The following is a 22,884-nucleotide window of genomic DNA, read 5'->3' on the forward strand; positions in this document are numbered from 1 at the left end:
TCATGCCCCCCTCGGCGCAGCACCAGCCTGGTTTGGCCGCTCACGGTTTGCCCTGGCGCAGCCGCAACAGCGCTGTGATCACGCTTGGTGTTGGCAGGGGCGCTGGCTTGCACTAGACCGGGCGCCACCACAGCGCACAGGACTGCCCCCATGCCCCATTATGATGTCGTCATTCTTGGCGCCGGCGCTGCCGGCATGATGGCCGCCATCGAAGCGGGACGACGCGGTCGTTCGGTTCTGGTGGTGGATCACGCCAAATATGCCGGTGAGAAAATCCGCATATCGGGCGGTGGGCGGTGCAATTTCACCAATATCAACGCCACTATCGACAAGGGACGTGACCGTTTTGTCAGCGCCAATCCGCGCTTTGCGCTGTCGGCGCTGAGCCGCTACACACCCGAGATGTTCATTGCCATGGTCAAGGATCACGGCATCAGCTTCCATGAAAAGACGCTGGGGCAATTGTTCTGCGATGGCCCAGCCACCCAGATCAACACCATGCTGCTGCACGAAATGCGCAAGGCCGGCGTCACTCTGGTGCTTGAGACCAGTGTGGAGGCGGTGGATCGGGGCACTGACGGGTTCTCCCTGCAGTTGAGTACCTCCTCGATCACTGCCGAAAGCCTGATTGTGGCCACGGGTGGCAAGTCCATTCCCAAGATGGGGGCCAGCGGTCTGGGCTATCAGCTGGCCAGCCAGTTCGGCTTGCGGCTGACTGAAACCCGACCGGGTCTGGTGCCGCTGACCTTTGAGACCGGGGCGCTGGAAAAGCTCAAGGAACTCTCGGGCATCGCCACCGATGCCATTGTCAGCCATGGCAAGACGGCGTTCGAAGAGGCTTTGCTGTTCACCCATCGCGGCTTGTCGGGGCCGGCGATCCTGCAGATTTCGTCCTATTGGCGCGAAGGCGATACCATCACGGTTGATCTGCTGCCGCATGAGGATGCAGGCCAAAAGCTGCGGGCGGCACGCAAGGCCACACCCAAGCTGCAGGTGCAGACCGTGCTGGGCAGTTTCATGCCTAAAAAGCTGGCGCAATTGCTGGGTGAGGCGCTCGATATGCCCGGCATGATCGGAGATTTTTCCGACAAGAAGCTGGCCGTGGTCGAAGCGATCCTCAAGGCATGGACGCTCAAGCCGGTCGGATCGGAAGGCTACCGCACCGCAGAAGTCACGCTGGGCGGTGTCGATACGCGCGATCTCGATGCCAAGACCATGGGCGCGCGTGATGTGCCGGGATTGTATTTCGTGGGTGAAGTGGTCGATGTCACCGGCTGGCTGGGTGGTTATAACTTCCAGTGGGCCTGGGCCTCGGGCTGGGCCGCCGGGCAGGTCGCCTAGAAGCGTTTCCAGCAAAAGTGGCCACGGTTTTGCGGTTCGGAAACGCGGCAAAACAAGAACGAGGGCATTTTCATCGTTTCGATGAAACGGTCAAATGCCGCTAGAAGCGGAAGCCCAGACGTACGCCGATATTGGTATTGGCGCGGGCCGGGGTGCCACAAGCGCCGAAATCGGGCAGGTGTTCCACTGTGCCGATCAGCGATGTGCCCGCGGGCAGATTGACGCCCACACTGGCGGCGACACGCCCGCCCACACTGCAGCCGAAATTGCGTGCGGGATCGCCTTGGGGCGCGCTGAGCAGGCTGGTATTGGCAACGCCACCCAGGCTGGCTTCAACAAAGACGGGAATGACCGGGGCCTGCAGGGTCCAGCTCAAACCGGCATAGCCATAGGATGGCTGGCCGCGAAAACTCAGCGTGGCACCCAGATGCGGGCGTAACTCGCCCAGCGGCATCCAGGCGTTCAGGTCGGGCGCGGTAAACAGCAATTCGACATTGGCATCGCTGATGGAATTGGGGTCGAGCAGATCGGCGCTGTCGCCGATACCGCGGGCGGTCAGACCACCGCGGATTTCGGGCAGGATATTGACCTGGGCCATGGCCGGCAGGGTCACCGCGCCCAGGGTCAGCGCGACCAGCAGGAACTGGGTGGCAGTGCGGATCATGGCGAATTCCCCGGTCAAAGGGTAATAGGGCCGGTCATGGCCGAGATAGGCAAGATTTGAGTAAAATTGTCGCTAAGGGTTCGTTAACGCCGCGAACCGGTTGCTAAAACTTCCAGCCGACGCGAACACCAACATTGGACAGGCCCTGATTCATGTCGCACCAGCCATTATTGGACGTGTGTTCATAGGTCAGTGTGGCCGTTACGCTGTCGCTGAGATGGGCGCCCACGCCGTAGCGTTCGTAGAAATTGAGGCGACAGCCAAAATTGGCGAAGCGCGCGGTGTCGGGCGAATTGGTCAGATAGCCATTGTGCACGGCGCCACCAAAGGCCCCTTCGAGATAGAAGGGGGTCTCGAAGATGGGCAGCTGCCAGGTCAGGGCGAGATGAAGCAGGCTGTCCTGACCGTCCAGATTGAGCGTCACGCCCAAATCGGGGCGCGGCGAGCCGATCCAGCGGAACGCTTCGATATCGGGCGATTTGAACAGGACGTCAAAGCTGATGTCTTCGATCTGGTCGAGCTTGTATTCCCACGGCTTGGCAAACAGGATGTAGCTGACATCATGGGCGTGGATGCCGAAGCGCAATTCGTCGACAATATCGGCAAAGGGTTGCGGCGTGGTCAGGCTCTGGGCCTGCGCAGTTGCACTGCACAGGGTCGAGGCGGCGATGGCAAAAGCGGCGATATGCAGTTTCGTCACGGCGTCTTCCTCGTTGATGGACACAGTAAAAGACGCAGTCTGGCTATCGAGTCAACGCAAGGGGATGAAATCGCCCCATAAAGTGACCATGTGTCGGACAGGTGACTCGCTTTCATCGTAATTTGACGATAGAAGACGCGCACATCCTCCAAACCCATGTGATTGCCATGACTGCACCCTTTGCCCTGTCGCTGCAGGATCTCGCTCCCATTGCCGAAGGCACCTCCACTTCTCAGGCGATGGCTGAAACCATCGCCCTGGCGCAGACGGCCGATGAACTGGGCTATGAGCGGCTATGGTATGCCGAGCATCACGGCATGCCCTCGATCGCTTCTTCGGTCCCCGAAATCCTGATTGGCAGCGCCGCGGCCCACACCAAATCCATTCGCGTGGGGTCCGGGGGCGTCATGCTGCTCAACCATGCGCCGCTGCGCATCGCTGAGGCCTATCGCACGCTTGAGGGATTGCATCCGGGGCGTATCGATCTGGGGCTGGGCCGTGCGCCCGGCGGCGATGGTTATGCGATGCGGGCGCTGCGCAGTGGCGGGGGCGAGGAATTCTCCAACTATCTGGCCGAGCTGATGGCCTTTGATGAGGACAGCTTTCCGGCCGATCATCCCTATTCCCGGGTGCCGGTATCGCCCGGCGGCATTGGCCTGCCGCCGAAGTGGCTGCTGGGCTCGTCGGGCAATAGTGCGCAGGCGGCCGGCCAATTGGGATTTGGCTATGCCTTTGCCGCCCATTTCAGCCATACCCCGCCCGCCCCGGCGTTCGAGGCCTATCGCAACGCCTTCAAGCCCAGTGCCGCTTTTCCCAAGCCCCGGACCATTATGTGCGTTTCGGTGATCTGCGCGCCGACAGATGAGGAAGCGCAATATCTCTCGCGCTCGCAGGCGGTGAGCTGGGCGCTGTTCACCTCGGGCGAGCAGCGCAAGCTGATGAGCCCCGAAGAGGCCCATGCCCGCGTTTTGACGCCCCAGCAGCAGGCGGTGATCGATCACCAGTCGAGCCTGTGGATCATCGGCTCGCCCCAGACGGTGGCTGACACCATTGCCGAAAAGGCCAGGGGCAGTGCTGCCGATGAGGTGATGATGACAACCACCATCCACGATTACGGGCTGCGCCGGCGCTCCTATGAGTTGGTGGCCAAGGCCTTCGATGTGGCGCCACGGGTCTGACTATCCAGCACCGGACAGGCGCGGCGGTCGTTAACGTCTCGTTGCCCGATGCGGATTAGCATGGCGCCCAACAAGTCTGCCCAGGTTGGTCAATGAGCGCTGCAGTTTTCGTTCTGGCAATTAATCTCTGTGTTGCCGGAATTTTCGTCACCGCTTTCCTGCTGGTGGCCGTCTATACGCGCGCGGTCAGCGCCCGCTGGCTGGCGCTCGCCTATGGCGCCGGGGTGGTCAATGTCGGGCTTGAGCTGATCCTGCCGTTTCAGGTCGAGCCGAGGCTGTTCAGCATCGGCATCTTTGCCGCCTTCCTGCTGGCGCAGGCGTTTGCCGTGGTGGGGCTGGCGCGCAATTATCGGCTTGAGCCGCCATGGCGATTGCTGGCCGGGCTGGTGCTGGTGTCGATGATTGCCATTGTGCTGATCATCGACATGGATCGGCGCTCGCTACTGCGCGGGCTTGGCTATCAGGGGCCCTATGCGCTGATGCAGCTGCTGGGCATGCTGGTGGTGCTGCGCTCGGGTCGGCGGCATGTGCTCGATCTGGTGCTGCTGGTGATCTATGCGCTGGGGGCGCTGAATTTTCTGGGTAAGCCGTTTCTGGCAGTGGCGCTGGGGCCCGGCATCAATGCGCAGGCCTATATCGGCACCACCTATGCGGCCATTTCCCAGGCGGTGGGGGCGGTGCTGCTGATTGCCAATGGCATTTTGATGCTGGTGATCCTGTTGCGCGATGCGATGGTTACCATGACCACCCAGACCGAGACCGATCCGCTGTCGGGGCTGCTGAACCGGCGCGGTTTTGAGGATCACGCCGAAAAACTGCTGGCCAGCGCGCGCCGCACGGGCGTGCCGGTGAGCATTGTGGTGGCGGATCTGGATCATTTCAAATCGATCAATGACCAATATGGTCATCCGGTGGGCGATGTAGTGATCAGCAGCTTCTCCAAAACCCTGATGGCGGCGGCGGACATGGGAGCGATGACGGTTTCGGGCGCCATTCTGGGGCGGCTGGGGGGCGAGGAATTCGCCGCGCTGGCGCCGGGCAGCGGGCTCAATACCGCGCAGCTGTTCGCCGAGCGCGTGCGCATGCAATTCGCCGCCGAGCCGGTGATTGCCCAGGCGCCGGACAAGCGTCCTACGGCCAGCTATGGCGTGGCCCAGCTGCGGCCCGATGAAGGGCTGTTTGATCTGTTGCGCCGCGCCGATGCGGCCCTGTACGAAGCCAAAAAGACCGGGCGGGACCGGATCTGCGTGGCCGAGGCCGAACACCCATTGCCGCCGCCCGTCTCAGTGGGAGCCGACCGGCGGCAGGGGTCGCGCCGACCCTAATTGTCGCCGCGCCGCTCGACGAACTCGAAGCCATCGGCATCGGGGTCGACCTTGAGCGCCAGCTGCTGGCGATCCAGTTCGGCCAGCCAGGCGGTCCAGGAGCACGGGCTCATGCCATTGTCCTGATCGACCGGGCGGGATTTGTCCGCCCGGGCGAATCGCAGCTTGAGCTGGGCGCGTTCTTCGCCGAAGCGATTGCGCACCCGGGCAATGGCGGGGATGCCATTGCGGTCGGCCACCCAGTTGCGAATATCGCGGTGGCCGGTGAGCATATGATTGGTGGTCTGATCCTTGCGCATTCGGGCTTCCCTCCTCAAAGAGCCGTCATCGTCCAGCGCAACGGCGCGAGCCCTCCACCCGTTCCGTCACGAACGCATCAATCCTGCACAAATTCGGTGACAAGATTGAGTCGCTGCATCTCGTCCGCAGAAAAATAGTAGAGCCGTTCGGGCGGTGTTTCCAGTGCGTGCAGCCACAACGCGGAATCGACGCCACTGCGGGTCAGTCCGGCGATGATCCTGGCGGTGGTGGTCTGGGCGCTGCTCATGGCCACCCCGGCGGCGCGCATGGCGCTTTGCGGATCGCCGCTGATGGCGGTGGCATAGATCTGGTGCACGCCGATGGCCGCTTCGGGACTGGCCAGCCGCGCGGCGCCGGCGGCAAAGATGATGGGGCAGGAGGAAGCGCACAGCGCGCCTGCTTCCACCCGGGTGGTCAGGCCCTGCTCGTGGATCAGTTCGGCCATGGCCAAGGCGTCCTCGACCGAACCGCCGGGTGAATCGAGCACGACGGACTGCACATATTCGCCACGCGCCTCGATCTCGCTGGCAAAGCGGGTGGCGCTGCCGGGGTCGATGGTGCCGGTCAGGGTCAGCCGACCGGCGCTGCCCAGGGCGATTTCGAGGGGCTGCTGCAGGATATCGGGCGCGGTGGTGATGTCGGGCATCGGGCCGGTATCGGGGCCGTCACTGGCTGGCGGCAGGATGGGCTGGAAGGTGGCCGGTTCGGTGGTGGTCTGATTGTCGGTGAGTTCGCGGAAATCGACAAACAGCACCGCGGCGGTGCCCGCCAGCATGATGAAAAACGCCACGCGCAGAATAGCGCCGTCATCGATGGCGGCGAGGCGGTCGATCAGGCGGCGGTAGAACGGCCCCTGGTGATGGTCGGCGCGGGCATTGGCATCGGATTTCATGCCGGGCGCGGCCCGTCAGTGCGCTTGCGCTGGGCCGCGTCGATGGGGGTCACCGTGCCCTCGTCCGCTGGCGCTTCGGCGACCTCGGGGGCCGGTTCTTCCTGCGTGGGGATAGGCTCGGCAATCGGCTTGGGCTGGCCGGTGGCCACATCAATACCGGCGGTTTCCATCTGGCGGAACAGGGCCATGGCGCGCAGCATTTCGGCGGCGGTGATGGTTTCGGCCTCGGCCAGGGATTCGGAATCCTTGCGCATGGCGTCATTGACGATCATCAGCACCAGAACCAGCACCACGGGCAGCAGGTCAATCGAGATGGCGCCCGCCCAGCTGGGGATGAAATCGCTCCAATAGGCCAGCACGGCCTCGGCGCTCGATAGCGGCACGAAGCGGCGCTGCTCGACGCTGGGGGTGGCCAGGATTTCGTCGGCGGCAGCGCTCAGCGCGGCCGATTGGGCGGCCACCGAAACGCGCACGGTTTCCATCACCTGATCCTGGCGATTGGCCAGATCGGCGCTCTGGCCATTGGCGACCGGGGCAATGAAGCCGGCCGACAGATCGGCGGCGGCGCGTTTGACCGAGGCGGCAATGTCGGTCTGCTGCAGCGCGGCAATCACCGCCGAGAGCTGCACGGCTTCGGACTGGAAACTGTCCGAACGCGGCTCGATGGCGCCGGGGGTGGAGACCAGTTCGCGCATATTGGCCAGACGGGTCGAGCCTTCTTCGAACAGGCCGGCGACCTCGTCGCGACTGGCCGAAATCGACGCGCCCAGCTGGCTCATCTGCGCGCTCATCTGGGTGAGCAATTGCACCACGCTGCCCGAGCCCTGGGTACCGGTCAGGGCCCCGTTTTCGCGCTCGTCAGCGGCCAGACCGGCAAAGCGCTCGGCGGCGCGCTGCACATCGGGCAGCAGGCTCTGGCTGGCCAGCGCATTGGCATGGGCATTGTCGAGGTCCTCGGCATAACCCTGCAGGGTCACCGCCATATGCTGTTCGAGCGCGGCCGAACCGGCCAGCGCAGCGGCATTGAGCCAGCTACTCATGGCGATGATCATCACGCAGCCAATGGCCATGGTCAGAAACAGCGCGATGCGCTGCACGCCCAGGGTCACCAGCGGCACAAAGCGCAGCATGAAACTCCAGAAGGCGTAGATGGCCACCGAGACGGCGGCCGAATAGATGATGGCGGCAAAGAACACGAAATTGGCCGACCCATCGAGCAGGCCACGCACGCCCAGATAGGTATAGACCCCCGATGCCAGCGCCAGCACGGCCAGGGCAAACCGCGTCATTGTCTCAATACCCTTGACGGTTTCGTTGAGACGATAGGCGTTTGGCTTGAGTTGCATGTGGCGCGGCCCCGATTGATTAAGCAGAGCTTAACACAGCGATGGCGGCAAGAAGGGGGCAGAGGGGGGCAGGGTTAATGACAGTGGCGTGAGGGGGCGGCTTGGATCTCCCCTCCCACCAAACGGCACTTCCCCCTGATGGGGGAGGTTGGGAGGGGGTGGCGGCACCGGCTTCCAACTCGTGGCACCACCGACTACGTCCCCGGACCCACCCGCGTCATCCTCGGGCTTGACCCGAGGAGACTTCACTTCACCTTGTTATAGCTGAGTGCAGAGCCCTCGGCTCAAGGCCGAGGGTGACGATCTGGTGTTTGATGACAATAGGTAGCGGCCAGGACGGACCGGCGGCTTGCGACCCCATTTCGGTCGCAGCACGGCCAATCAGAAGAACCGGGAAGCGGACGTGCTAGCGTTGACCTGCCTTGGGCCTATTGTGGCTTCAACTCGGGATGGAAACGTCTTCCATCGAATTCCACCAGAACGACCCCGTGAAAAGGCAGGCCTGCAGATATCATTGTGGATTCAGTGCCATCTTCGCAGACGGGCTGCGCTCGCTTCGGGTCGAACCGACATTCGGTGCTGCCTCGGCCCGGCCTTGTGTACTCAAAACCGTTTTTGGCGAAATTTATCGCTGCCCCGTCGTCTGAATACACAGGCGGCATCCTTGCGCATCCACAAAGCACTAGCGAGACCAGCAGTGCACTCACCAACTTGAAATTCATCGCTCGTCTCAACCCTAGTGTCCTGCGATTACTTTGCGGCCAATCCTGGAGAAGTTGCAATGGCAGCATCGGCAGGCTGTCTAGCTGAAAGCGGACTGTCCGCAACCCACCCCACTCCGGCCATCTCAAGCCACTGGCGGCATCGTACCACGCTACCCCTCAATCGCCACTTCAAGCGCGATAGTCACCATGTCGCTCAGCGAGGTCTGGCGCTGTTCGGCGTCGATTTCTTCCTTGGTGATCAGGCAGTCGGTCATGGTGCAGATGGTCAGCGCCTTGACGCCAAAGCGGGCGGCCAAAGTATAGAGCGCGGCGGCTTCCATCTCGACGCCGATGACGCCGTGCTCGGGCAGCTTGTCGTAACCGGCCATGCCATCGGCATGATAGAAAATGTCGGAGCTGAGCATATTGCCGGCATGGTAGCGCATGTTCTTGGCTTCGGCCTTTTCGGCGGCGGACCGCAGCAGGCCGAAATCGGCGATTGGGGCAAAGTTATAGGCGCCAAAACGGTCGCGCACGATGGCGCTATCGGTTGAGGCGGCCTGGGCCAGGATCAGGTCGCGCACCTTGACCTTGGCATTGAGCCCGCCACAGGTGCCGACGCGGATCAGGGTTTTCAGCCCATAGGTGTTGACCAGTTCATTGACATAGATGGCCAGCGAGGGCTGGCCCATGCCGGTGGCCTGCACGGAAACGCGCTTGCCCTTATAGGTGCCGGTATAGCCCAGACAGTTGCGGACCGAATTGACCAGTTTTGGCTCATCGAGAAAGGTCTCGGCGATCCATTTGGCGCGCAGCGGGTCGCCGGGCAGCAGGACGGCATCAGCATAGTCACCGGGCTTGGCGTGGTTATGAGGGGTCATGACGGTCTCCGGTTTTGGTTCTTGCTCCAGCAATGCCACTGGGGGCCGGGATGGGCAAGTCCGGCGCGATCTGCCTCCCTCCCCCTTGTGGGGAGGGATTGAGGGTGGGGGCCTTCAGGGGCCGTCACCAGAAGTCTCCCACCAGACCCCTTGCGGGGCCACCCTCCCCACGAGGGGAAGGGAGAAGCAGGCGAACCCGGAGGCAAACCGGCGCGCGCCTTCATCTCCCTTTGGGGGAGGCGTCGACCCGTTCGGGTCGGGTGAGGGGGCCTTGCCGAACCCATGCGCAGAACAGGTCTGCCGCATCCATCGCGACCGTCCCCAAGGAGCTGGCAGTCTTGACCTTGCCACTGTGGGGGTCCATCTACGCAAACGCATCTGGAGAACGCCAATGACTGCCAAGATTTTCATCGACGGGGAAGCGGGAACCACGGGTCTGCAGATCCGCGAGCGCCTGGCCGGCCGCACCGATCTTGAGGTCATCTCCATCGCCAATGACAAGCGCAAGGATCTCGATGAGCGCGCGCGGCTGCTCAACGCGGCCGATATCGCCATTTTGTGCCTGCCCGATGATGCGGCCAAGGAAAGCGTGTCGCTGATCACCAATGGCACGACGCGGGTGATCGACGCCTCCTCGGCCTTCCGGGTGCATCCGGACTGGGCCTATGGCTTTGCCGAGATGGACAAGGCGCAGGGCGCCACCATCGCCAAGGCGCGGTTTGTCAGCAATCCGGGCTGTTATCCGCAGGGGGTGATCGCCAGCGTGCGGCCGCTGATCGAGGCGGGCCTGCTGCCCTCGGGTTATCCCATTACCGTCAATGCCATTTCGGGCTATTCCGGCGGCGGCAAGCAGATGATTGCCGAATATGAGGCCGCCGGCGAAGCCGCGCCGCATTACATGCCCTATGCGCTGACCTTCGCGCACAAGCACATGCCCGAAATGACCGCCTATACCAAGCTGGCCAATGCGCCGCTGTTTGTGCCTTCGGTGGGTGATTATGCCCAGGGCATGGTGACCTGCGTGCCGCTGCAACTGGGTCATCTGGGCGTGGTGCCACGGGGCGCAGAGCTCCATGCCGCCATTGCCGATCACTTTGCGGGGATCCCCGACAGTTTTGTCGAGGTGGCCCCCTTTGCCGAGATGGCCAGATCGGCCGAGCTCAACCCCGAGATCTACAACAATACCAACACCATGAAGCTGCATGTGTTCGCCAATGACGAACGGGCGCAGGCGGTGCTGGTGGCGGTCTATGACAATCTGGGCAAGGGCGCTTCGGGTGCGGCGGTGCAGAATCTGAACCTGATGCTGGGCGTTGATCCGCGCACCGGGCTGGTCTAGTCCGCCTCGCATTATGCGAGGCCGTTGCCGTTTGCCTCGCATTTTGCATCGGGTTATGGTGAGTGAAAAGTTAATGTTTACAGCGATTTAACCTATCAGGCCCGTTTTGCGGGCGCGCGCTGTTTGGCACGGTTCGTGCAAGAGAGAGCCTGTCCGGGTTTTATTTGTTTTGCGTACCGGATGTCAGTCATTGAGACCCCGTTCTGTGCGACCAGAGCGGGGTCTTCATGCTTTTGGGCCTGCCCTTGTCGCGCGGCGTCGTTGCGACTAAATAAGGCAATGAAAACAGGGAGACTGCAATGAAGGCCGTACTCGATGTGATCATGGTGATCCTCCAGCTTTATTGGTGGGTGCTGCTGATCATGATCATCATGAGCTGGCTGATCTCGTTCAACGTGATCAACACGCGCAATCAGTTCGTCGCCAGCGTCTGGCGCGTGGTCAATCAGCTGACCGAGCCTCTGCTCAATCCCATCCGGCGCGTCATGCCCAATTTCTCGGGCCTGGATATTTCGCCAATCATTCTGTTCCTGGGCATCTTCTTCCTGCAGCAGCTGATCCTGCGCTATGGCTATCCCTACGTCCCGTAAGGGCACACCTGATGGCAGATTGCTACCGGCTCAGCCCCCAGGGGCTGAGCCTTTTGTTCGGGTAACCCCCAATGCCGGGCGCGACGCCATTGAGGGCGTCGAGCAGCGCGATGACGGCAGCGCCGTGTTGCGGCTGCGGGTCAAGGCCGTACCCGACAAGGGAAAGGCCAATGCAGCGGTGATCGCGCTGCTGGCCAAGCCGCTGGGTGTGGCCAAATCGGCCATCAGCGTCAGCCATGGCGAGACCGCCCGGCTCAAGACGCTGGCGGTGGCAGGAGATGGGCCGGCGCTCGTGGCGGCACTGGCAGCGCTCGATGGTCCCCAATGAATTGAGACAAACCTCCCTCTTGATGAGGGGGTGAGGCGGCACGCGCGAAGACGTACCCCCGTCGCCCGTCCACACCCCGCGACAAAACATCGCAATTACCATTGCTTAACCGAACAATCCCGCTAATCTCGACGATTGGAGGGGGCCCATTTGGAGGGCTGTCTGGCGCGGGTTGGAGGACCCCTGTCAGGCCAGCGTCGGGTCCCTGGAGGAAAATCGAGAGGGACTTTTCTATGACTTTGGCACTCTGGCTGATCGTCGTGTGCGGCGCTCTGTCCATCGTTTATGGCGTGATTACCACCCAGCAATTGCTGGCCGCCGATTCCGGGACGGCCCGCATGCAGGAAATTTCGGCGGCCGTTCGTGAAGGCGCGTCGGCTTATCTCAAGCGGCAATACACCACCATCGCCATTGTGGGCGTGGTGATCCTGATTGCGGCGTATCTGCTGCTGGGCATTTATGCGGCCATCGGCTTTCTGCTAGGCGCGGTGCTGAGCGGCGCGGCCGGCTTTATCGGCATGAATGTGTCGGTGCGCGCCAATGTGCGCGTGGCGCAGGCCGCCGTCAGTTCGCTGGGCCGCGGCCTCGACCTGGCGTTCAAATCGGGCGCGGTCACCGGCATGCTGGTGGCAGGGCTGGGCCTGCTGGGCGTCACGCTCTACTTCATGGTGCTCACCCAGATGCTGGGGTTTGATCCCACCAGCCGTACGGTGATCGATGCGCTGGTTGCCCTCTCGTTCGGCGCGTCGCTGATTTCCATCTTTGCCCGTCTGGGCGGCGGCATCTTCACCAAGGGTGCCGATGTGGGGGGCGACATGGTGGGCAAGGTCGAGGCGGGCATCCCCGAGGATGATCCGCGCAACCCGGCCACCATTGCCGACAATGTGGGTGACAATGTTGGCGACTGTGCCGGCATGGCCGCCGATCTGTTCGAAACCTATGTGGTGACCATTGTTGCCACCATGGTGCTGGCCGCCATCATCCTGCCCGACGCGTTCAAGCTGATCGGCATGGTGCTGCCCCTGGCCATTGGCGGGGCCTGCGTGGTCACCTCGATCATCGGCACCTATTTCGTCAAGCTGGGCGCCGACAACAACATTATGGGCGCGCTCTACAAGGGCATTATCGCCACCGGTGTGCTGTCGCTGATCGCGCTGCTGCCCGTGCTGTGGCTGATGTTTGGCGATATGAACATCGCCATCGAGGCCAGCGACAAGACCTTCACCCCATGGGCGCTGTTCTGGTGTGGCGTGGCCGGGCTGGTGATTACCGGGCTGATCATCGTGATCACCGAATACTACACCGGCACGGGTCGCCGTCCGGTCAATTCGATTGCCGAAGCCTCGGTCACCGGTCACGGCACCAATGTGATCCAGGGTCTGGCCGTGTCGCTGGAATCAACGGCGCTGCCGGCGCTGGTGATCATTGGCGGCATCATCATCACCTATAATCTGGCGGGCCTGTTCGGCATTGCCTTTGCGGTGGCAACCATGCTGGCGCTGGCCGGTATCGTGGTGGCGCTCGATGCGTTTGGTCCGGTCACCGACAATGCCGGCGGTATTGCCGAAATGGCCGGGCTCGACGACTCCGTGCGGCACAATACCGATGCGCTCGATGCGGTGGGTAACACCACCAAGGCCGTCACCAAGGGCTATGCCATTGGTTCGGCCGGTCTGGGCGCGCTGGTGCTGTTCGCAGCCTATACGCAGGATCTGATCTACTTCTCGAACCTGCCTGATGCCCCGGCGATCTTCCAGGGCGTGGGTCAGCTGACCTTCTCGCTGGCCGATCCCTATGTGGTGGTGGGCCTGCTGTTTGGCGGTCTGCTGCCCTTCCTGTTCTCGGGCATGAGCATGACGGCAGTGGGGCGCGCGGCCCAGTCCGTGGTGGTCGAGGTGCGCCGCCAGTTCAAGGAAAAGCCGGGCATCATGGCCGGCACCGAAAAGCCCGACTATGGCCGGGCCGTGGACATGCTGACCAAGGCGGCGATCAAGGAAATGATCGTGCCCAGCCTGCTCCCCGTGCTCAGCCCGATTGTGGTGTTCTTCCTGATCAATTGGATCGCCGGACCCGCTGCAGGCTTCTCGGCGCTGGGTGCCATGCTGATGGGCGTGATCGTCACGGGTCTGTTCGTGGCCATTTCCATGACCGCCGGTGGCGGCGCCTGGGACAATGCCAAAAAGAGCTTTGAAGACGGCTTCACCGACAGCCATGGCGTCAAGCACCTCAAGGGCAGCGAGGCGCACAAGGCCTCGGTCACCGGTGACACCGTCGGCGACCCCTACAAGGACACGGCCGGTCCGGCTGTGAACCCGATGATCAAGATCACCAATATCGTGGCGCTCTTGTTGCTCGCGGTGCTGGCCCATCTTGGCTGACCACCAGACGTTGTCTGGACTGGAATGAAGACGGCCCGGGGTGAAAGCTCCGGGCTATTTTTTGTCCACTGGTGGTGCAGCAATCTTGAGCCAAACGTGGGACCCGCCTGGCTGTTAAGGCGAAAAGACCGGATTGCACTTAACTGTCCACGCCATAGTATTTCTGATCGTCGCCAATCAGCAGGTCACGGGCGCCTTTGGGCATGGGAAAGCCGTAGCCGACCCAGGGTTTGATCCACCACATGGTCCGTTCATGGTGATAGCGGCTCATCTGCAGGTCAGTGCCGATCTTTTGCTGAGCCATGTCGATGGCATGCAGGGCATCATTGCCCATCGCGCGGCTCTTGACGCGTCCTTCAGGCCAGTCGATCTCATAATGGCAGTCCCAGCTCGGTCCATTCTGCACGGGTTGAAACACCCGAATGACAACGGGTTGTTCGCCGCTCGGCGTCAGTACGGTCAGGGTTCGCGTGCCGATGATCATCACGCACCTCAATAGTTGAACGGCGGAAGGGGATCATCCTTCATACAGGCGGTGCGCCGCAACATTGCCTGATTGCTGCAGGCGGGGGACCACACCGTCATTCTGCACTGGAACATGTCGCTCTCATATTGAGCCTCGCACTTTGCATAATTGCCATCATTCCAGCGTGCGGCAACTCTAGTCCGCGTCCACTGACCGCCAGTGGGACGTCCCGCTGGCACACGGGGTTGAGCTGGGTTGTATTTGCGTAGCAGCCGCTCGAGGCCAAGCCCGATGATTGTTAGTCGACCCGACGCTATCACGTACTCGGCTCTTGCAAGCAGTCTATTGGCCCTCAATATGGTTGCTCCGATCACGTGTTGACTGGCGCAAATTATCGGTGCGTTGCTCTGACCGGGGATAAGTTCAGGACCCCAAAGACACAAAGTCCAGGATTGATCACCGCCCACTGCGACCCAACACACCCTTGACGAATCCTGCGCTCTGGCCTTTGCCTCATGGGGTTCTTGTGGAGCCCTTGATCATGCGCCAGCGCCTTGTGCAATTGTTGACCTCCCGCCGCTGGGAGCAGGCCATTGTGGCCGTGATCCTGCTCAATTCGCTGGTGTTGGGGCTCGAAACCGATGCCGGTCTGGTCGCCCGTTTCGGGCCGGTGCTCCATGCGCTCGACATGATCATCCTGGCCATCTTCGTGGTCGAAATCTGCCTGCGCATCTATGCCTTCGGGCCGCGGTTTTTCCGTGATCCCTGGAGCCTGTTTGATTTCTTCGTGGTGGCCATTGCCCTGGTGCCGGCCAGCGGCCCGTTCCAAGTGCTGCGCGCCCTGCGCATCCTGCGGGCCTTGCGACTGGTCTCGACCATGCCGGCGCTGCGGCGTGTGGTGGGCGGGCTGGTGGCGGCCCTGCCGGGCATGAGCTCAATCGTGGCGCTGATGGCCATGCTGTTTTATGTGGCCGCGGTGATGGCGACAAATCTGTTCGGCGCGGCGTTTCCGGACTGGTTCGGCAGTCTGGGCGCCTCGCTCTATACGCTGTTTCAGGTGATGACGCTGGAGAGCTGGTCGATGGGCATTGTGCGCCCGGTGATGACGGCCTTCCCGCTGGCCTGGCTGTTCTTCGTGCCGTTCATCCTGCTCTCCACCTATGCGGTGCTGAACCTGTTCATCGGTGTCATCGTCTCGGCCATGCAGGAAGAAACCGAGGCGGCGGCCAGCACTGACCGGCAGGCGCTGCATGATGATACGGCCAGCATTTTGGCCGAGGTGCGGGCCCTGCGCGCTGAAGTGGCTGCGCTGCGGCAGGCGGACGGGCCGAAATAGCAAGGGGCGCCAAGCGCCCCTTCAAAGTCTCGAAACGATCAGGCTGACCAGAGGGTCAGGCCGATGTGTTATGCAGGTCGATGGAATCCAGGATCACCTTCTTGGCGTCTTCATAGCCACCGACATGGGAAATCTTGGCCCATTTGCCAGGCTCGAGATCCTTGTAGTGGGTGAAGAAGTGCTTGACGCGCTCAACCTGGATTTCCTGCATGTCGGTGACATCCTTGATGGCGTCATACATGCGGGTCAGCTTCTGCACGGGGACTGCGAGGATCTTCTCGTCCTGGCCGCCATCATCTTCCATGAACAGCACGCCGATCGGGCGGCAGCGCACCACGGCGCCGGGCACCAGCGGGCGCGAGTTCATCACGATGACGTCGAGCGGGTCGCCGTCGCCACACAGGGTATGAGGCACAAAGCCGTAATTGCCGGGATAGCGCATGGGCGTATAGAGGAAACGGTCAACAAACAGCGCGCCGCTGGCCTTGTCGATCTCGTACTTGATCGGCTCGCCGCCCATGGGGACTTCGATGATGACATTGAGGTCGTCGGGTGGGTTCTTCCCGGTGGGGATTGCGTCGATGTTCATTTGGCTTGGTGTCTCGTTGATCAAGGGGGCCACAAAGTGGTTGCGTTGTGCCCATAATGGCGGTGCAAAGGCAAGCCAGTTTGGTGCAAGGCTGCTGCCGCATATTGTCCCTGTTTCCTACGCGCCCCGGAGCCAAGATGAAACCCATTGTCTATGCCGCCCTGGCCGTATTGGCGCTGGCAAGCCCGGCCCAGGCCGGTTTCAACAGTGCCTATACCGATATCAATCTCGATGACTGCCTGGTTCTGGATGCCGATGATTTCGGCGTCAGCTGGGCCTGTCCGGGCTATAAGGGCTACCCGCTGATGATCCGCGAGGGCGATCTGCGCTTTTCGCTCAATTACGGTTTCGGCATTGATCAGCGCGCCCCGTTCTACACCATGCCCCCGTTCAATACGCTGGGCGCCAAGCTGGAATGGCGGCTGAGCAATGATCTGGGCCGCTGGATGCCGATTGCCACTATTGTGCGCTATTACACCGCCGATCCCGAAACCGGCGAGGATAGCGGGCAGGTGCTGATGGTGACCCAGCTGGTCGAGGGCAATAGCTGCCCCATCGCCTATGTCGATGCGCGCGCCAACAAGAATGCCAATGAGCTGGCGCGGCAGGCCGCCGACAAGGCGGGCAGTTTTGATTGCGCCAGCGATGAAGTGGCCATTATCGGCAGCTTCAAGGCCTGGTAGCGGACACAAGAATGGCGGGGACCGGCCCCGCCATTGCTGATTTTCGGGCTGGCCTGAAGGTTAGCTCTGCCCCGCGCGCAGCATGATGGTGCCCGCCTCGTAGCCGGTGCGGCAATCGCTGGCATCGCGCTTGAGATCGTCTTCAAGCACATAGCTGGCCGCGCCCGGTCCCTCAAAGCGCGGGTCATCGCACTGGCCATCATTGGCATAGCTGGAGCTGTCGTCGCCAAACTCGATGGCCTGGCTGTCATAGGGGGCAGCGGCGGCATATTGCGGGGTGTAGACGGTGCGGATCGAGACCTGTCCCTGGGCTTCAAGGGCCTTGCAGTCGCTGGCATCGCCCTGCAGGTCGTCGGTCAGCAGCTTCTTGTCGGTGCCGGGGCCTTCAAAGCGCAGATCATCGCATTCGCCATCATTGGCCCATTTGCTCCAGTCGCCGCCATAGTCAAAGGCGCCAACGGGGCTGGTGGTGTCGCCGCCCAGAAAGCTGGCATTGCCCGCTTCAACGGCGGCCTGGCAATCGGTGGCGTCGTGGCCGCGATCGGCTTCAAGCAGTTCGTCGGCGACGCCCGATCCGGCAAAGCGGGGGTCATCGCATTCGCCGTCATTGGCCCATTCGCTGGTGTCGTCGCCATAATCGATGAATGACTGGCTGGGGTCATCCAGAGCCGGGCTGTCGCCGATAAAGGTTGCCATGCCTGCGTCATAGGCGGTGCGGCAATCGGTGGCATCGTGGCCCAGATCGGCCTGCAGCAATTCGCTGGCCACGCCTGTACCGGCAAAGCGGGGGTCGTCACACTCGCCATCATTGGCCCAGTGACTGGTATCGTCGCCAAAATCGATCGCCTCGATCGCTGATGGGGTGGCGGTGTCACTGGCGCTGTCGGCGGCGCGGTCCGCGCGCAGGGTCACGGTGCCGGCTTCAAAAGCGGCCTGACAGTCGGTGGCGTCGCGGGCAATATCGGCATCGAGCAGTTCGGCAGCACTGGCCGGGCCCTCAAAGCGGGGGTCGTCGCATTCGCCATCCCTGGCCCAGTCGCTGCTGTCATCGCCAAAATCAATGGCGGGGGCAGGGGCCTCGATAATGGCGGTGGTGTCGACCAGGGTCAGCGCGCCCGCCTCATAGGCCGTGCGGCAATCGGTGGCGTCGTGCCCCTTGTCGGCCTCAAGCAGTTCGTCGGCGGCGGCGGGGCCGGCAAAGCGGGGGTCATCGCACTCGCCGTCATTGGCCCATTCGCTGGTGTCGTCACCATAATCGATCATGCCGGCGCTGATGGCGGGCGCGCTGGTCTTGGGCGTGTGGGTGATCTTGTCGGCCTGGGCGGGCATGGTCAGGCCCAGCGCCAGAGCTGCCGCCAGCGTGGCGGCAGAGACAAGGCCCAGCCCGGCGCTGTTCAGAAGCGTCTTCAATCGGATCATCTGGTGTCCCTTTCGAGATGGCTGGGCGTCAACTGGCGCCATCCTAGTGCGAAGTTGCCGGGCTCAAAAGCCTTGCTTGGCAGAATCATGGTGTCGCCTTGCGGGCGGCCCGCTCGGCGCGGGTAAACAGCACTGAGCCGGCCAGCACAAGGGCGGTGCCAATGGCATGGAACAGGGTGAAGGGTTCGCCCAGCACCAGCACGGCAATGATGATGGTCACGACCGGGCCGAAAGCGCCGGTCGATGCGGTGGCGCGGGCGCCGATCCGGGCCATGCCCATATTCATCAGAAACGAGGGTAACACCGTGCCCAGCAGACCCAGTGCCAGACCATAGGCCCAGATTTGCGGGGTCAGGCCGAGATAGCTGGCCGGGCCCGCCAGCACCAGATTCTGCCCGATGGCGACCAGTGCGGCGGTGGACATGCCGATACAGGTGAACAGCCCCGCGCCAATGGTCAGCATCTGACGCTTGGCCAGGTGCTGATAGAGCGCAAAAGTGATGGCGGCGGCCAGGACCAGCAGCGTGCCGGTGACCAGCCCGTCCGGATTGATTGCCAGGTTCCAGCCAAAGATCACCAGCAGGCCGGCATAGGACACAAGCATGGCGGGCACGACGCGCCAGAGCATGCGATCACCGAAGAACCACACGCCAAACAGCAGCACGAAAAACGGATAGGTGAACAGCACCAGCCGCTCATATTGCGCGGTGACGAAGTTCAGCCCCAGGAAATCGAGATAGCTCGAGAGATAATAGCCCAGAATGCCCACGGCCATGCTGGCCAGCACCACGGGCACGCTCAGGGCACGGCGCAGACTATCCTCGCGGCGCAAAATGGTGACTAGAATGAGCAGATAGACCGGCAGCGCGACCAGCATGCGCAGGCTGAGCAGCATTTCGGTCGACACGCCCTGGCCATAGGCAAGTTTGATGAAAATGCCCTTGGTTGAAAACAGCACGGCGCCGGCCACGGCAAAGGCATAGCCGATCGGGTCGCTGACGGTGAGGGGAGACTGGCGGGTCATCTGGCAGGTCCTGATAAGGTCCACCTTGCCAGTCACCGGAGCGCCAGAAGGCGGACCGGGGTAACGAATGGCTGGACGTCAGCGCTCGTTCCGGTCCCGCGGGGAGCCAGAAAGAAGCAGTGTAAGGCAGGAGGTTGCGACGATGATGTCCATGGCATGGTTTTACCGGGCCAGAAGCGGTGCACGCAAGTCCATCTCAACGCGAACCGTTCGGTCGTCCGGACAGGCTCGATGCTAACAGTGTGTTAACCTCTGGGGTGCGCCTTGCGGTAGCTGTCGAGCAGGCGGTCGGTGTCCACCGCGGTGTAGATCTGCGTCGAGGACAGGCTGGCATGGCCCAGCAATTCCTGGATGGCGCGCAGATCGCCGCCCTTGCCCAGCAGATGGGTAGCAAAGGAATGGCGCAGCGCATGCGGTGTTGCCGAGGGCGGCAGGCCCAGTGCGCCGCGCAATTGCGCCACGCGCAGTTGGATCAGACGCGGGGACAACACCCCGCCCTTGACCCCGCGAAACAGCGGCTCGCCGGGCTGGGGGGCGAAGGGGCAGAGCTCGAGATAGAGGTCAATACTGCGGCGAACAGCAGCGATCAGCGGCACCATGCGGGTCTTGCCACCCTTGCCAGTCACCCGCAAAACCTCGGTTTCGAGGTCCGCACGGGTCAGCGCCAGCGCTTCGGCAATACGCAGGCCAGCGCCATAGCACAGCGAGAGCACGGCCATGTCGCGGGCCGCGACCCAGGGCCGTTCTTCCATGCCCTGGGTGGTGGAAATCGTATCGCGCGCCTCGAGCACGGTCAGCGCCTTGGGCAGGGATTTGGGTAGTTTGGGGGTGCGGATGACATTGAGCGCTTCGGTGCTCATCACCCCTTCGCGTTCCAGGAAACGGAAAAAGCTCTTGAGCGCCGACAGGACCCGGGCCAGCGAGCGTGACCCCAGACTTTCATTGCGCCGCTGCGCCATGAAGGCGCGCACATCGGCACCGCGTAAATCCTTGAGCGTATTTAGAGAAACCGGGCCGCCGGTGTGGCCGGCGAGAAACTGCAGGAACTGGTCGAGGTCCCGCCCATAGGCTTCGAGCGTATTGTCGGCGAGCCGACGCACTGATCCCAGTTCACGCTGCCAATCGCTGATGCGCGCGCGGACAAGCTCGTCGGTGGCAAAGGCAGAGTCGACCATAGGTGCAATCTGGTCCTTCATGGTAAACCGATGTTTAACCAGCGCCTGCCATTGTGCGAATCCTCAGAGAGGCCGATCGATGTCCAGACGTATCAATACTTTAGCGGGTGTGTTGGCCACGGGCATGCTGGCTGTATGGGTCGGCCAGGCAGCGGCGCAAAGTTATGCCTATACCAGCCCTGACGACACCGTCCGGGTTACTGGTGGCATTGGCGCAATGTATCTTGAGGGCAATGAATATGTCTTCAATGGCGAGCGCACGCTGAGCCAGCTGATCTGGCAGACCCGCGTCCCCGTGCTGCGCGGCAGCATTGCAGTTGATGTCGGCAATGGCTTTTCCATTCGTGCCGAAGGCAGCGTTGCTGGTTTTGGCTCAAGCTATATGGAAGACTATGACTGGCTGGTCTCGACCGATAGCTTTGACAACTGGACGCACCGCTCGCAGCACCCTGACACTAATCTGGACCACTATCTGACGGGCGCGGCGATGATTGGCTATGAACTGGTCAATGATCCCGAGGCCGTCATCCGTTTCCACACGGGTCTGAAATACACCGATGTGAAATGGTCGGCCTATGGCGGCTCCTACATTTATAGCGATGGCGGCTTCCGCAACAAAACCGGCAATTTTGCCGATGGCGAGCCTGCAATTGCCTATCAGCAGAAACTGCCCGAATTGTTTGTCGGTTTTGATGGCGATCAGTATTACGACAATGTGCGGATTGGTGGTTTGCTGCGCGGTGGCCTGACCGTGATGGCGCAGACGCGCGACAACCACTGGATGCGCAATCTTCTGGTGGTCGATAATTTCAATCCAGCACCCACCATTGCGCTGGGCGCCGATGTCGGCTTCGCGCTGGGTCCGCTGGCCGAGTTCTACGTGGCCGCCCGCTACGACCAGATGTTCTTGATGCGCGGGAAGTCCGAGTATTTCAACACCACTACCGGCGCGCGCACCATTGTGGGCAACGATCTGGGGGGCGCGGATCTGCGTAGCGCCGAAATCACGGCAGGCCTGCGCGGTGCGTTTTAGGTCAATCAGTCAGGCCGACAACATAAACACGCTGCCGTGAGCGGTCTTCCGCCGCAAAGGCAGGCGCGCTAAGGCGATTGCATGAAACGTCTATTGGGCATTGCTGTACTGATTTTGGCACTGGTCGGCCTGAGCGCCCCCAGCCTGTCGGTGGCTGCCGGTGTTTCGGGACCGGTGTGGTCGATTGAACAAACCAGCGTTTCGGCCCCCACACCAACCAAGCTGGTGCACTGCAAATCACTGGGTGGCAAGCGCGTGCTGCCCTGCCATCCCGATCAGGGTGTGATTACCAGCACGCTGCCCGCCACAGGCCCCACCACCCGTCCTGCCCTGCAGCAGACGGTGTTGCTGCCCCCTGCCACGATTGGGCCTGAGGCCGAATTGCCGCCGCCCAGACGGGCCTGACGCCGGATATCGTTTCATCCTCAGGTTTCAGCGGCCAAATGGCCTCCCGTTTTCGAGTTTTCGACATGACCCGTCTTTCCATCGGTCGCCGCCAGTTCATGGTCGGCGCCACCAGTCTTTCTGCCCTGGCTCTGGCCGGCTGCACCACAACCACACCTCGCCGTGTCGTTGCTGCGGCCGCGCCCGTCCGCCAGCCCGTTCCTGCCGATGTGCAGGCCATGTATGGCGCGATCTATGACGAGCCCTTTGTTGTGCGCGCCGCCGACATGTCGCTGATAGACCCGATCTATTGGCGTCAGGAAGTGACCGACCCCACCGGTGAGGCGCCCGGTACTGTGGTGGTCGATACTGCGCAGCGCCATCTCTACCATGTCGGCGAAAATGGCATGGCGACCCGCTATGGCGTGGGCATTGGCCGGGCCGGTTTTGCCTGGGCCGGGCGGGCGCATATTGCCTACAAGAAAGCCTGGCCAACCTGGACGCCGCCCGCCGAAATGATCGAGCGGCAACCCGAGCTCGAGGAATATCGCCACGGCATGCCTGCCGGGGTGGATAATCCGCTGGGTGCGCGTGCTCTCTATATCCATCAGGGCAATGTGGACACGCTCTACCGCCTGCATGGCAATTCGGATGAGCGCAGTATCGGCAAGGCCGTTTCGAGCGGTTGTGTGCGATTGCTGCAGCAGGATGTGATCCATCTCGCCAGCGCGGTGAAGGCCGGTGCACCATTGGTGGTGCTTTAGTCTGGTGCGGTTGATGGTCTGAGCGGTCGCAGAATCACTGGACGC

23 protein-coding genes are annotated in these 22,884 nt (G+C 62.2%); 12 read left to right on the forward strand and 11 right to left on the reverse strand.

The genetic code is table 11. The annotated features are described in order from the left end of the window. The first annotated feature begins 150 nt into the window (after nucleotides 1-150). A complete protein-coding gene (locus AC0L37_RS00240; RefSeq protein ID WP_282222317.1) occupies nucleotides 151-1,341 on the forward strand; it encodes a BaiN/RdsA family NAD(P)/FAD-dependent oxidoreductase in 1,191 nt (396 codons plus the stop codon). Nucleotides 1,342-1,441: 100 nt separating this feature from the next. Here the strand turns inward: AC0L37_RS00240 and AC0L37_RS00245 are convergent, their stop codons facing one another. Then, entirely contained in the window at nucleotides 1,442-2,005 is a 564-nt protein-coding gene (locus AC0L37_RS00245; RefSeq protein ID WP_269371154.1) for a hypothetical protein, read from the reverse strand. 103 nt (nucleotides 2,006-2,108) lie between these two features. After that, nucleotides 2,109-2,705 (reverse strand): acyloxyacyl hydrolase, encoded by a 597-nt coding sequence (locus AC0L37_RS00250; protein ID WP_282222316.1) that lies wholly within the window; start codon nucleotides 2,703-2,705, stop codon nucleotides 2,109-2,111. Nucleotides 2,706-2,872: 167 nt separating this feature from the next. On the opposite strand from AC0L37_RS00250, the gene AC0L37_RS00255 reads away from it, so the two are divergent. Further along, nucleotides 2,873-3,883: an LLM class flavin-dependent oxidoreductase gene (locus tag AC0L37_RS00255; protein WP_282222315.1), complete on the forward strand. Its 1,011-nt coding sequence runs from the start codon at nucleotides 2,873-2,875 to the stop codon at nucleotides 3,881-3,883. Nucleotides 3,884-3,975: 92 nt separating this feature from the next. Further along, a complete protein-coding gene (locus tag AC0L37_RS00260) occupies nucleotides 3,976-5,208 on the forward strand; it encodes a GGDEF domain-containing protein (RefSeq protein WP_282222314.1) in 1,233 nt (410 codons plus the stop codon). Here AC0L37_RS00260 and AC0L37_RS00265 read toward each other — a convergent pair. From AC0L37_RS00265 to deoD, 4 genes are all read right to left on the reverse strand, one after another. Further along, the gene (locus tag AC0L37_RS00265) at nucleotides 5,205-5,507 is read right to left on the reverse strand and encodes a hypothetical protein (protein WP_212659888.1); all 303 of its coding nucleotides are present in this window, start codon (nucleotides 5,505-5,507) and stop codon (nucleotides 5,205-5,207) included. The genes AC0L37_RS00260 and AC0L37_RS00265 overlap by 4 nt on opposite strands. A 77-nt stretch (nucleotides 5,508-5,584) precedes the next feature. Then, on the reverse strand, nucleotides 5,585-6,400 hold the full coding sequence (locus tag AC0L37_RS00270) for a COG3904 family protein (RefSeq protein WP_282222313.1): 816 nt from the start codon (nucleotides 6,398-6,400) through the stop codon (nucleotides 5,585-5,587). Next, the gene (locus tag AC0L37_RS00275) at nucleotides 6,397-7,746 is read right to left on the reverse strand and encodes a hypothetical protein (protein WP_473313795.1); all 1,350 of its coding nucleotides are present in this window, start codon (nucleotides 7,744-7,746) and stop codon (nucleotides 6,397-6,399) included. The genes AC0L37_RS00270 and AC0L37_RS00275 overlap by 4 nt, the downstream gene beginning before the upstream one ends. Before the next feature lie 874 nt (nucleotides 7,747-8,620). Continuing rightward, nucleotides 8,621-9,331, reverse strand: a complete 711-nt coding sequence (deoD, locus tag AC0L37_RS00280) for a purine-nucleoside phosphorylase (protein WP_269371142.1) — start codon at nucleotides 9,329-9,331, stop codon at nucleotides 8,621-8,623. Nucleotides 9,332-9,722: 391 nt separating this feature from the next. On the opposite strand from deoD, the gene argC reads away from it, so the two are divergent. The 4 genes from argC (at nucleotide 9,723) to AC0L37_RS00300 (ending at nucleotide 13,966) form a co-directional block, all read left to right on the forward strand. Further along, nucleotides 9,723-10,670, forward strand: a complete 948-nt coding sequence (gene argC / locus AC0L37_RS00285; RefSeq protein WP_282222311.1) for an N-acetyl-gamma-glutamyl-phosphate reductase — start codon at nucleotides 9,723-9,725, stop codon at nucleotides 10,668-10,670. Nucleotides 10,671-10,969: 299 nt separating this feature from the next. Beyond that, a complete protein-coding gene (locus tag AC0L37_RS00290; RefSeq protein ID WP_212659881.1) occupies nucleotides 10,970-11,260 on the forward strand; it encodes a YggT family protein in 291 nt (96 codons plus the stop codon). Beyond that, entirely contained in the window at nucleotides 11,238-11,588 is a 351-nt protein-coding gene (locus AC0L37_RS00295) for a DUF167 family protein (RefSeq protein ID WP_473313798.1), read from the forward strand. The genes AC0L37_RS00290 and AC0L37_RS00295 overlap by 23 nt, the downstream gene beginning before the upstream one ends. A 233-nt stretch (nucleotides 11,589-11,821) precedes the next feature. Then, nucleotides 11,822-13,966 carry a sodium-translocating pyrophosphatase gene (locus tag AC0L37_RS00300; protein ID WP_282222309.1) on the forward strand — a complete coding sequence of 715 codons (2,145 nt, stop codon included), beginning with the start codon at nucleotides 11,822-11,824 and terminating at the stop codon, nucleotides 13,964-13,966. Nucleotides 13,967-14,105: 139 nt separating this feature from the next. Here the strand turns inward: AC0L37_RS00300 and AC0L37_RS00305 are convergent, their stop codons facing one another. Then, complete coding sequence (locus AC0L37_RS00305) at nucleotides 14,106-14,450, reverse strand: DUF6968 family protein (RefSeq protein WP_212659878.1); 345 nt, start codon at nucleotides 14,448-14,450, stop codon at nucleotides 14,106-14,108. A gap of 523 nt (nucleotides 14,451-14,973) precedes the next feature. Here AC0L37_RS00305 and AC0L37_RS00310 point away from each other — a divergent pair. Next, nucleotides 14,974-15,768 (forward strand): ion transporter, encoded by a 795-nt coding sequence (locus tag AC0L37_RS00310; protein WP_282222308.1) that lies wholly within the window; start codon nucleotides 14,974-14,976, stop codon nucleotides 15,766-15,768. 55 nt (nucleotides 15,769-15,823) lie between these two features. On the opposite strand, the gene ppa is transcribed toward AC0L37_RS00310, so the two are convergent. Further along, the gene (gene ppa, locus AC0L37_RS00315) at nucleotides 15,824-16,357 is read right to left on the reverse strand and encodes an inorganic diphosphatase (protein WP_282222307.1); all 534 of its coding nucleotides are present in this window, start codon (nucleotides 16,355-16,357) and stop codon (nucleotides 15,824-15,826) included. A 137-nt stretch (nucleotides 16,358-16,494) separates the two neighbouring features. On the opposite strand from ppa, the gene AC0L37_RS00320 reads away from it, so the two are divergent. Beyond that, a complete protein-coding gene (locus AC0L37_RS00320; RefSeq protein WP_282222306.1) occupies nucleotides 16,495-17,040 on the forward strand; it encodes a hypothetical protein in 546 nt (181 codons plus the stop codon). Between the two features lie 60 nt (nucleotides 17,041-17,100). Here AC0L37_RS00320 and AC0L37_RS00325 read toward each other — a convergent pair whose 3' ends face one another. The 3 genes from AC0L37_RS00325 to AC0L37_RS00335 form a co-directional block, all read right to left on the reverse strand. Then, complete coding sequence (locus AC0L37_RS00325) at nucleotides 17,101-18,459, reverse strand: hypothetical protein (RefSeq protein WP_282222305.1); 1,359 nt, start codon at nucleotides 18,457-18,459, stop codon at nucleotides 17,101-17,103. Nucleotides 18,460-18,544: 85 nt separating this feature from the next. Further along, nucleotides 18,545-19,483 carry a DMT family transporter gene (locus tag AC0L37_RS00330; protein ID WP_282222304.1) on the reverse strand — a complete coding sequence of 313 codons (939 nt, stop codon included), beginning with the start codon at nucleotides 19,481-19,483 and terminating at the stop codon, nucleotides 18,545-18,547. A gap of 245 nt (nucleotides 19,484-19,728) precedes the next feature. Then, a complete protein-coding gene (locus AC0L37_RS00335) occupies nucleotides 19,729-20,658 on the reverse strand; it encodes a tyrosine recombinase XerC (RefSeq protein ID WP_282222303.1) in 930 nt (309 codons plus the stop codon). A 79-nt stretch (nucleotides 20,659-20,737) separates the two neighbouring features. Here AC0L37_RS00335 and AC0L37_RS00340 point away from each other — a divergent pair, with 79 nt between their 5' ends. The 3 genes from AC0L37_RS00340 (at nucleotide 20,738) to AC0L37_RS00350 (ending at nucleotide 22,839) form a co-directional block, all read left to right on the forward strand. Continuing rightward, the gene (locus tag AC0L37_RS00340; RefSeq protein ID WP_282222302.1) at nucleotides 20,738-21,691 is read left to right on the forward strand and encodes an omptin family outer membrane protease; all 954 of its coding nucleotides are present in this window, start codon (nucleotides 20,738-20,740) and stop codon (nucleotides 21,689-21,691) included. A gap of 81 nt (nucleotides 21,692-21,772) precedes the next feature. Further along, nucleotides 21,773-22,096, forward strand: coding sequence for a hypothetical protein (locus tag AC0L37_RS00345; RefSeq protein WP_282222301.1), 324 nt, complete (start codon nucleotides 21,773-21,775; stop codon nucleotides 22,094-22,096). 65 nt (nucleotides 22,097-22,161) lie between these two features. Then, nucleotides 22,162-22,839 (forward strand): L,D-transpeptidase, encoded by a 678-nt coding sequence (locus tag AC0L37_RS00350; RefSeq protein WP_212659869.1) that lies wholly within the window; start codon nucleotides 22,162-22,164, stop codon nucleotides 22,837-22,839. Nucleotides 22,840-22,884: the final 45 nt, after the last annotated feature.

Source organism: Devosia sp. J2-20 (genome assembly GCF_055808475.1).